The 11,074-nt window shown below is 38.1% G+C and carries 9 protein-coding genes; 1 reads left to right on the forward strand and 8 read right to left on the reverse strand.

Features of this window, described 5'->3' with window-relative positions; translation table 11 throughout:
• Positions 1 to 80: 80 nt before the first annotated feature.
• The 6 genes from OO7_RS15585 to ivbL form a co-directional block, all read right to left on the reverse strand.
• Entirely contained in the window at positions 81 to 1,427 is a 1,347-nt protein-coding gene (locus OO7_RS15585) for an NCS2 family permease (RefSeq protein WP_008916899.1), read from the reverse strand.
• A 269-nt stretch (positions 1,428 to 1,696) separates the two neighbouring features.
• Positions 1,697 to 2,887 carry an MFS transporter gene (locus tag OO7_RS15590; RefSeq protein ID WP_008916900.1) on the reverse strand — a complete coding sequence of 397 codons (1,191 nt, stop codon included), beginning with the start codon at positions 2,885 to 2,887 and terminating at the stop codon, positions 1,697 to 1,699.
• 162 nt (positions 2,888 to 3,049) lie between these two features.
• A complete protein-coding gene (locus tag OO7_RS15595; RefSeq protein WP_008916901.1) occupies positions 3,050 to 3,802 on the reverse strand; it encodes a sulfite exporter TauE/SafE family protein in 753 nt (250 codons plus the stop codon).
• A gap of 252 nt (positions 3,803 to 4,054) precedes the next feature.
• Positions 4,055 to 4,339 carry an acetolactate synthase small subunit gene (gene ilvN, locus OO7_RS15600; protein ID WP_008916902.1) on the reverse strand — a complete coding sequence of 95 codons (285 nt, stop codon included), beginning with the start codon at positions 4,337 to 4,339 and terminating at the stop codon, positions 4,055 to 4,057.
• A 2-nt stretch (positions 4,340 to 4,341) separates the two neighbouring features.
• Positions 4,342 to 6,039: an acetolactate synthase large subunit gene (gene ilvB / locus OO7_RS15605; RefSeq protein WP_008916903.1), complete on the reverse strand. Its 1,698-nt coding sequence runs from the start codon at positions 6,037 to 6,039 to the stop codon at positions 4,342 to 4,344.
• A gap of 103 nt (positions 6,040 to 6,142) precedes the next feature.
• Positions 6,143 to 6,280 carry an ilvB operon leader peptide IvbL gene (gene ivbL, locus OO7_RS16895; RefSeq protein ID WP_419177233.1) on the reverse strand — a complete coding sequence of 46 codons (138 nt, stop codon included), beginning with the start codon at positions 6,278 to 6,280 and terminating at the stop codon, positions 6,143 to 6,145.
• Between the two features lie 917 nt (positions 6,281 to 7,197).
• Here ivbL and OO7_RS15610 point away from each other — a divergent pair.
• Entirely contained in the window at positions 7,198 to 9,414 is a 2,217-nt protein-coding gene (locus OO7_RS15610; RefSeq protein WP_008916904.1) for an AAA family ATPase, read from the forward strand.
• A gap of 511 nt (positions 9,415 to 9,925) precedes the next feature.
• On the opposite strand, the gene OO7_RS16900 is transcribed toward OO7_RS15610, so the two are convergent.
• Both OO7_RS16900 and OO7_RS15615 read right to left on the reverse strand, forming a co-directional pair.
• Positions 9,926 to 10,210, reverse strand: a complete 285-nt coding sequence (locus OO7_RS16900) for a hypothetical protein (protein ID WP_156823158.1) — start codon at positions 10,208 to 10,210, stop codon at positions 9,926 to 9,928.
• Positions 10,211 to 10,485: 275 nt separating this feature from the next.
• The gene (locus OO7_RS15615) at positions 10,486 to 11,007 is read right to left on the reverse strand and encodes a single-stranded DNA-binding protein (RefSeq protein ID WP_008916905.1); all 522 of its coding nucleotides are present in this window, start codon (positions 11,005 to 11,007) and stop codon (positions 10,486 to 10,488) included.
• Positions 11,008 to 11,074: the final 67 nt, after the last annotated feature.

An 11,074-nucleotide genomic window follows, 5' to 3' on the forward strand; every position in this document is an offset into this window, starting at 1 on the left:
AAATAATTTAAACTTTAAGATTAATCGCGAAAAGAGACTAAGAGACGAAAAATATTCCCGCCTCTCTACAATAATTCAAGTTAGATAGCTAAATCAGCAGCATAAAATGCGACTAACAATACCGCAATCACAACTGTACCAATATTCAACTTACGCCATTCACCCGCAAAGATACGACCAATAACTAATGCTGCGAAACCTAACATAATCCCAGTCACAATATTACAAGTCAGTACAATAAATACGGCGCATAGCAAACCTGCCATTGAATCAACGAAGTCATCAAAGTCTAATTTTGATACATTGCTAAGCATTAATAAGCCAACATACATCAGAGCCGGTGCAGTTGCATAAGCAGGAACTAAATATGATAACGGCGATAAGAATAGAATAAAGAGGAATAATACCCCAACAACCACCGCGGTTAATCCAGTACGTCCGCCAGCAGCAGTTCCTGCGGCAGATTCAATGTAGACTGCGGCAGGTGAAGCACCGATTGCACCAGCAAAAATACTACTCACGGAATCTGCGGTTAATGCTTTTCCACCATCAATGATTTGACCATCTTTATCTAACAAATTTGCTTGACCTGCCACGGCACGAATGGTCCCCGTTGCATCAAATACAGCGGTCATAACAAGCGCTAATAGGCTTGGTAAAACCATGGGTTGTAACGCGCCCATGATATCCATGCTAAAAATTAAAGATAAGCCATCATCACCCAATGAAGGTAATTTAAAAAAGCCTTGGTACTTAACAGCTGGATCAAAAATCAGCCCAATAATTGAAATGGCAATAATCACTAACAAAACACCACCGGGTACACGGCGTTTCTCTAAACCAAAGATGACCGCTAAACCGGAAAGTGACATTAAAACGGGGAATGAAGTGAACTCACCCAATGCGACGGGTAAACCCGCTTGTGGATTTTTAATGACCAAGCCAACGCCATTAGCTGCGATCAGCAATAAAAATAGACCGATACCAATCCCTGTACCATGAGCAATTCCCATTGGCATATTGCGTAATATCCAACTGCGAATGCCTGTCACTGAAATGATAGTGAATAAACACCCCATCAAGAAAACAGCGCCAAGTGCAACAGGAATACTAATTTGCTGCCCCAACACTAAACTAAAGGCGGTAAATGCAGTCAGTGATATTGCACAACCTATAGCCATAGGTAAATTTGCCCATAATCCCATGAGCAAGGAGCCAAATCCAGCCACTAAACAGGTTGCAATAAATACGGCCGTTGGTGGGAAACCAGCTTGCCCTAGCATACCAGGCACAACAATCACTGAATAAACCATCGCTAAAAATGTGGTTAATCCCGCAATGATTTCACGACGGACAGACGATCCTCGAGCTGAAATTTTAAAATATTTATCTAATTTGCAATTAGTTGAAGCCTGCTGACCAGACATGAAAGATACCCCTGCTAAGTATGACTAAAAGCACCATCACTTTAACGAAAACGATTACCTTTCTAAAAAGCTTGAATTTATTAAGTTTTTCTTTTAATAAAAATTAATACGCAATCGTTTGGCTTTTAAGATAAAGGATGGTTGACGATGAAGCGTGCAATTATCAATCTAAATAGAGGTACTTATCAAGTATTTTTCCGATTAATACCGTTTTAGTCGAATAATGAAATATAATCAACCAAAGAAACTACCTCTAAAAATTCTGAGTATTAAGCACCTTGCGTCACTTGAGCGCTAAATTGGGCACGCGTGAACCACAAAAAAATTGCGGCAATTAAAATCAATAAGATGGGTAGACCTGCCGGAGAAATTGAAATTGCAATGCCCGCCAATAATGGTCCGGAAAGATTACCAATCCCCCATAGCATGGCCGCAGCTGCATTGGCAATAATTAAGTCATTACCTCGGAAATATTGCCCTATTTGAACTAATGCAATGGTATAAATTGCCCCAGCAGTCGCTCCTAGCACAAACAATAAAACCCAAATTAAATATTGATGTGTTATTAACAGTGGTAATAGGCAACTTGCACCTAATGTCACAATACCACAAAGTCGATAGAGTTTTTCGCGATTCATATTGTCTGCTAACCAACCAAATGGCAGTTGCATAATTGCATCCCCTGCCAAAATAGCACTTATCATCATCGCCGCGATCGCTTCTGTGTGCCCCATTCCTACACCATAAATAGGAAACATGGATAAAATCGTTCCATCAAAGAAGGCAAAAAATAAAATGCCTGCACAAATTCCGGGTGCAAATTTCACAAATTGAATAATTGAAAAACGGGATTCACTGGCAGTAGCTGAAATACGGTCTCCTACTTTTTGTTTCATCATCAAAAATAATACAACTGAAATTAAGTGAAGCAATGTGCAAATAAGTAAAGGTGATTTATCTTCAACACCATAATAGGCAATAAAAGAAGGACCTAAAAGCTGGCTCACGGTAAACACTGTAGTATAAATGGCTAAAATCCGCCCGCGTTTACTTTCTGGTGAAAGTTCATTAATCCAAGTTTCTCCTAAGCAAATGAGAACACCGCTCACTAGTCCAGTAATTAATCGTAATGGAAAGAGTAACCATAAAGGTAATGTCGCCAGCAAAGGTAAGAGACTAACAGCCGAAACAATTGTCGCTATTAACATGGCATATCGTTTACCACACCAATGAACAATACGCTGTAAAGCGGGGGCGATTAAAAACATTCCCAATGCTGGTGCAGCAGAAATAATGCCGATATACAATTCACTAACGCCATAATTATTTAACCTAAGAGCTACCATAGGAATGCTTAGGCCAATAACAATCCCAATCACGGCTATGCTCGTAGTAATCGTTGTGATAGCAAAAGTGGGTGTACGACGAAAATGCTGATAATGCGAGGTTTCAGAGCTCATTTTAATATCAATTGCTTTGGTAAATGGAAGTAGCCATTTTAAATTTTTAGTTAATAGGAACAAAAAACAGAAAAAGGCTAATAAAAGTTTAAATCATTAAAAATAATGATAACAATTATAGCCCAGTATCTATTACCAATACATTGCCTTAATAAAAAATAATTAAAGAACAAAGAAATAGCGATAAAGCAACATGATTCCTGAAATTAAAATAATGACATTAATAATTTTTAAAAAGGATTCTCGTGAGATTTTCAGTGTTATATGTCGGCCAATAAAAATACCAATTAACATTGCAGGTGAAAATGCTAATGCCATTAATAAAATATCAATATTGACATAAACACCCATCACTAAAAATATAATCACACGGGTTAACGTACTAAAACCAATCAATGTCATTTGGGTAATGCGAAAACTCTGTTTATCCGCAATACGACTAGAAAGATACATAGCATAAATAAAGCCACCACTTCCAAATAGCGCACTAAAGATCCCACCAATTAAACTAAACGGAACAACAAACACCTTTGAAAATTGTGTATTTTTATTCTTTGAAAATAAAGAATTAACCACATAAAAAATAACGAATATTCCTAGCAGTAAAACCAAAATATCAGGGCGAGTTTTCAATAAAATTGCAGCACCGATTAAGCTCCCAACAACCATTAATGGAATAATCCATTTTATTTCTTGATAATCTGCTTTTTTGCCATCTTTGATCAGATTAATCAATGCCGCAGTTAAATCAATTAATGCCAAAATAGGCACTATCATATTAAGAGGAAGGTACATAGCCAGGACAGGTGTTGCAATTAATGCTGACCCAAAACCTGCCATGCCAAAAACAAGATAAGCTAAAAGAAGTGTAGAAAAACAGATGAGCATCTCAAATGAAAATAGATCAAATGGCATAGACAAACCCTTCAGGTAATATTTACCTCACTATAAATTTTTCTAGAAAAATAGAAAGTATTGTTTTTTCTTTTTATAATGCTTCTTCGTTTTATAATGATTTCCCTTTTTATAAAGGAAACATTACCTCTCTATTTTTGAATATTTATATTCATTTCTCATTCCATATATCAAATAACAACTATTTTTAAATAAAAAATGCAACCTATAAAATGTTATAGATTGCACCTTGTGAACTGACTAATTGGGAAATTACTGTAAGTAATTTTGCATCGTTTCAAAAAGTCTTAGGTCGTCACTGAAATGAACTTCTTTAACATCCTCTAACTTTTCAACTTGATTAATCATCTGAGACAATCGTTCATCTTTTTGCACTAATAACCAAATACGGCTTTCATCTCTATCTTTGATTGGCATACATAAAATACCATCAACGTTAAATGCTCTACGTGCAAATAGGCCACAAATATGCGACATCACACCAGGGTGGTTTCGGACAATTAATTCTAATGCGATAGGGTTATGTTCTAAAATCATAATTATACTCCAATCATATCAATATTTGCCGCGCCCGGTGGAACCATTGGATAAACCTTCTGATTCACATCAATCAAAGCATGAATGAGGCATGGTCCTTTGGTATTCATCATCTCATCTAACGCCATTTGCGGATCTGCTTCTTTATTTAAATCACAGGTTTTTAAACCAAAACCTTCCGCTATTTTAATAAAGTCAGTTTGATAAGGATAAGCAGCTGCATAAATGCGGTTATCAAAAAACAGCTCTTGTTGTTGATAAACCATACCTAATGCTTGGTTATTCATTAAAATGATTTTAATATTGAGCTGATGTTCCGCTGCCGTTGCTAACTCCTGAATATTCATCATCAAACTACCATCCCCAGAAAAACACACTATTGTTTGTTCTGGATTGGCTAATGCAGCCCCAATTGCGGCCGGTAGGCCAAAGCCCATAGTTCCTAAACCACCGGAGGTTAGCCATTGGCGTGGGCGAGATAATGGGTAGGCTTGTGCAGCCCACATCTGATGCTGACCAACATCTGTTGTTATAATTGCATCATCACCCGCAGCTTTTGCAGTCGCTAATACCAATCCATAATGGTTCAAAGGATTATCCGCTTCACTTAAATTTAACGGGAAATCACGTTTCAATTCATTAACTCTGGTCATCCACTCTTCACGAAGGTTTTTATCCACTAAAGGTAACAGCAACTCAAGGATCTGCCCTGCATCAGCATGAATAGCAATATCAGGGCGCTTAATTTTACTGATTTCCGCTTTATCAATATCGACGTGAATGATTTTGGCATTCGGACAAAACTTTTCTGCTCGACCAATCGCCCTATCATCAAAACGAGCACCAATAACAATTAACAAATCGGCTTCTTCCATGATCATATTGGTGCTACGAGCCGCATGCATGCCTAACATCCCTAAATACAACGGATGGTGCATTGGAATAGTGCCCAAAGCCATTAATGTCATCGTGGTCGGCAACGTTGCTTTTTGCGCAAAGGCAATTGCTGTTTCAGCTGAGCTAGAACTAATCACTCCACCACCAAAATAGAGTACAGGGCGTTTAGATTGATTAATCATCTCCACAGCTTGGAGCACTTTTTCCATATCAAAACTCGGTGCTTTATCTTTTGGCTGAACATCAGGTACATTGGCTAATTCAATTGTTGCGGTTTGAACATCTTTTGGGATATCAATCCAAACGGGTCCCGGGCGACCTGATTCAGCAATGCGGAATGCATCACAAATAACCTGTGGCAGCTCGTTAATATCACGAACTAAGTAATTATGTTTCGTGATAGGAATGGAAATACCGTAAGTATCAACTTCTTGAAAAGCATCTGTACCAATCATTGAAGAAGGAACTTGCCCAGTAATACATACCAATGGAATAGAATCCAATTTAGCATCTGCAATCGCTGTCACTAAGTTGGTTGCACCTGGGCCACTTGATGAAATGCATACCGCTGCTTTTCCCGTTGAGCGAGCGATACCTTGTGCAATAAAGCCAGCGCCTTGCTCATGTCGAGCAAGAATATGACGTATTGTTTTGCTCTTACCCAATGCATCATAGAAAGGTAAGGCTGCCCCACCGGGAATGCCAGAAACAATAGTAATCCCATGTTTTTCCAATAAATGGACAATCAATTCTGCGCCTGTAAAACAGGTTTTATTGGTTGATATTGTGCTCGACTCACTCATAGTTTTATCCTTCACACTAGCCGGAGGGTTCGAGCGGAGAGTCATAAAAAAACCCCGCTCGGTTTGCGCCGGCGGGGTTCTAATCTGCGTTGATTTGTACCCGTTACGGCGCTAAGCCCACGACCACCACCACACGCACGACCACCGCGGCACGTGGCGCGGTTAGTAGTAGGTTTGAATGATGAAGAGTCATGTTCACGGGTTTATCCTGTCTGTTTGAATGCGTTAAATTATTAATCATTATTTTGTGTAAGTGTTTTTAAGAAAACATATTTTTTTACTAATAACAATCATTTTTTCTATTTTTATCGCTATCAAAGTAAAAACGTGATTAATATCACGTCAAATTTTTTTAGTTAATTATTCTTACTTTATTCAAATATGCAAAATAAATGAAAGGTCAATAAGATAAAAAGATTGCCCGTTAAAGTATGGCGTCAACAAATCAATTTATACCCTAAAAAATAAAAACCCCTTTACAGCTTATTGCCATAAAGAGGTTTATTATTCATTTCTTATATCGTTAGTATTATTTTATTAGATTCAAGTTGTTATCTAAATAATAATACTCAACTAAATATAACCCTGCTCTATCTTAGAACGGTTATGGTTACCTTGTTAAAATGGATTGCCTATTAAGCCATTGTTAAATAAAAAATAAAAACCAACAACAACTAAAACGGTAAAGAATTTCGTTAAAAAGTCACGAAAACCAATAAAACTTTATAAAAATACATCAAGCTATCTTGTATGCAATGATACCATTCTAATCGTGTATGAGTAACTACACTTATTTCTCTAAACATATATCTAGGATTCTCAAAAGTAGCGTTTAATGCCTATTGAAATGGGAAGGGGGCGGGCTTGTTCCTCGACTCTGTAGACACATCCATGCATAAACAAAATTTGGTCAAATGGTGAGTAAATAAAGTATTAGGTAAGAAGAGATGCCTGTTCTAACCAATAATATGGCGAAAGTGAGCTATACGATTTACTTAATTAGTAAGTTATGGATTAGATTAAGTACTGCGATCATCTTAGTGCTTAGTGTAAGTGCCCAAAGTCACAGGAACTGATCTACGTCACTGCTTTTCTAAATGGGAAGTATAAGAATGCAATTGACTGCAACTATTCACTAAATTGTACAAGAGCTAAAAAATGATTAACACCATAATATTAAAAGGTGTAGCTAGTTACTCACCAACTTCGCCAGTGGTTATTCAAACTGACAACAAGAAGATAAACCTATTCTATGGTTTAAATGGTTCTGGTAAGTCCACAATAGGTAAATTTTTACATTCTCCTGAATTACCCGAATATCGAAACTGTTCCATTCAACCTCGTGAGTTGGTTGAAGATATCTTTGTTTACAATCAAGAATTTATACGTGGCAACTTCTATGAAATTCCTGACTTTCAGGGGGTATTCACTCTGAGCGAAGAAAACAAAGAAGCCGAACAAGCAATCGAAGAAGCAACAGAAAAAATAGCTCGCCTACACCAAAGTATCGAGGTTTCCAAAACAAAGATAAGTCGCAAGCAAAGTGACATAGAAAATGAAGAGACTTTACTAAAGGAATCTGTCTGGAAAGCAAAAACCACATATGAAAATGGCGCACTAGATTTTTGTCTAGAAGGATTACGGAGAAACAAAGTTGGCTTTCTGAACAAGGTCAGATCAAGTAGTGGAAGTGTCACATCTACAATTGAATCTCTGCGAAAAGAGGCTCGTGAGTTAACAGGGCAAGACGGTAGTCTACGTCCAAACGTACCCAAGATTAGCCTTGATGTCAGTAACTTTGAAAATGCTCCGATTTTAACTCAAATTATTGTGGGATCTAAGGATTCATATCTATCCGACTTAGTCGAAAAACTAGGCAATTCTGACTGGGTAAAATCAGGTCTGGGATATATGAAACCCGATAATCCGTGTCCTTTTTGCCAGCAAGAGTTAAGCTCATCGATTACTGAAGCGATCAATCAACTATTTGACGAGACATATTCCCAAAAAGTCAGCCAGATAGAAGGGTTATCTAGCAGCTACAGAGCTTTAGTTAACGATATTAAGAGCAAATTATCGGCTCCAGTATACGCTTTTGAAGATGGTGTAGTTACATATGGCTTCGTAGACAAGAGAGATCTACTGCTTGAAAAGTTATCAGCTAACTTGTCTCAAATTGATCTTAAAATCAGCAACCCGAGTACGGTGGTTACGCTTACCGATACGAGCACTCTAGTGGCAGATGTTAATACTGCGATAGACAAAATACAAAGAGATATAGATCTATTCAATGATAGGGTCAGAAACAAAAAAAGCCATTTGAATAGAATAGATTCGGAGTTTTGGGTGATCCTGAATGAGCAGTTTAGCGCTCTCATCGCAGCTTCAGATGAAAAGGTTAACGACCTTCAAGCTGAAATAGAAAAACTATCCGATGAAATCGGGCTGTTTCGTAGCCAAGAGATTGCTCAAAGAATTATCATTACTGAAAACCAGAAAAAAATAACTAACATTGATTCGTCGATAAACAATATCAATCAACAACTGGTTGAGCTAGGTATACACAGTTTTAAAATTGTTAAAGCAGCAAACGATCAGCAACGTTACAAAATTGCCCGCCCTACAGGTGAAAGTGCTGACGTATATAACACCCTTAGTGAAGGAGAAAAAACACTCATTAGCTTTCTTTACTTCCTAGAGTGTGCTTCAGGTTCAACAAACGAATCCTCTCCTGTTTTGCTGAACAACCGAATCGTTGTAATTGATGATCCTATTTCTAGCTTGTCACACAACTACGTCTATGATATTGCAGCCCTGATACATCACAAAGTCTTTAGTGAAAACTTCAAACAAGTCTTCCTACTGACGCATAACCTATTCTTTTTCCACGAATTATTAATGCTCAAGAACGCATCTAACAAATGCCCTGCTGGATATAAACTGTATAGAGTTGCCAAATCACAGTTTAGCCTCGTTTATGATTTAAAGAGGGATGAACTTCAAAATGATTACCAAATGTATTGGCAAGTCGTCAAAGACAGTACTTCTAATCCAAGCTACGCACACATGCTACCCAACGCGATAAGAAATATACTGGAGCACTACTTCAATTTTGTTCATAAGAAAGAGTCACTAAAGCAAACATTGGAGCAATTAGGTCAAACAGAGTCAGATTTTAAGCCTTTGTTTAGGTACATAAATAGAGAGTCTCATTCTGATTCGATTAACCTAGTAGACTTTGAAAGAATCAATGCTGAAAGGTACATTGAAAAATTCAAACAGATATTTGTAAAAACTGGTTTCGAAGAACACTACAACAGTATGATGGGGATTGAAAGCACGACTAAGATTGATGCAGAAGCAGAGTCTGCTTAATTGAAGCTTGGTGGGGCTACCGATGACACCTATCGTCTAGGGAGTGAACGAAGATGTTGACAAACATCTTCCCATTTTCCTAGGCGATAGCGTTGATATTTTCTAACATTGACAACTTTCGGTTTCATGTTAGCCACCTCGCATATCTGCGACAGTGATAGTCACTGACAACTCTTGCAAACCATTTACAAGCTGTAATTGTTGCATTTGTTGTTGGCAGTAGGCGGTAGCCCCAGCTCATTTATAGCAAATTCAGATTATTATATCTACCATAAAATGATTTCACGGTATCATTTTTCTGTTGCGAAACCATAAACTATTGTAAGGCAGAAACGCCAATCCAAACGTGGCACCTTTACCGTAATGTGTGTTTTGGGCCAAGGATGTGTTTGCAGTGATCGGCTCTAGCACATATCTGGACAAAAGCATCATAGCACGGAATAGATTGAATCAGAGATGAGCTGAACTAAATAGAGAAGATGAACCGAGGAACTAATTTAACTGAGGTAAATTAAAGTGCATTGGGTTGAAGGCTGGGTGAACCAGATAACCCCATTGAAACAGCAATAACGGTCGCCTTGACCCAACGCAACATTTTGGTTTTCAGGCTATTATTCATAGGCTTATTCCTCTTAGTTGGTGTTTTCAGAACTGTTGTTTTATCCTTACGGATGGTTGTTGTTTCAGGAAGATTTGAACTTCCAAGTATACATGCTTCTAACTCTATGCTTATTGGCGATGATGTTTCTACGCTATAGGCCAAGCAGATGCCGCTACCGCCTTCATGCCAATGCACTTTAACCAGTTGAATATAGCACGAAAACCTCTGAAGATGAATGTAATTTAAATGTGTATTGAACGGTAACTAGCGTAGATCATTTCTGATTTTTATTGATAAGTTCAAGTCGCCATTTGAAATACTTTTGTCTTCATTCTGTCCTTAAACCTACTAAAAAATAGCATAAAAAAAGTTTACAGAAGTTGCAAGACTCACTGTAAACTTTTATCCCAAACCTTTGTTATATTTAATTTAAATAATCAAACTTAACAAAAATAGGCCTCAGATAATTGCTAGAACGGGATATCATCATCGAAGTCGATTGGTGGTTCATTATTTTGTGGTGCAGGTGCTTGTGAACGTGCTGGCGCACCGCCGCCACTGAATTGTTGTGATGCAGCAGGTTGTTGAGGTTGACCCCAGCCGCCTTGGCCGCTACCTTGGCTTTGACCTGAAGAATCACCACCGCGGCCACCCAACATTTGCATTGAGCCACCAATATTAACAACAACTTCTGTGGTGTAGCGGTCTTGACCACTTTGGTCTTGCCACTTACGAGTTTGCAAAGAACCTTCAATGTAAACTTGAGAACCTTTTTTCAGGTATTCGCCAGCAACTTCCGCTAATTTCCCGAAAATCACAACACGGTGCCATTCGGTTTTTTCACGCATTTCGCCAGTTTGTTTATCGCGCCAGCTTTCAGAAGTTGCCAGAGTTAGGTTTGCAACTGCACCACCGTTAGGCATGTAACGGATTTCAGGATCTTGCCCTAAGTTACCGATAAGAATTACTTTATTTACGCCTCTGCTGGCCATTTAAATACTCCTGATGCATTAAATTTTAATCACTGTATTGACCGTGAAGTTTAGCACGGTCGACTTA

The organism is Providencia sneebia DSM 19967 (assembly GCF_000314895.2).
Taxonomy (GTDB): Bacteria; Pseudomonadota; Gammaproteobacteria; order Enterobacterales; family Enterobacteriaceae; genus Providencia; species Providencia sneebia.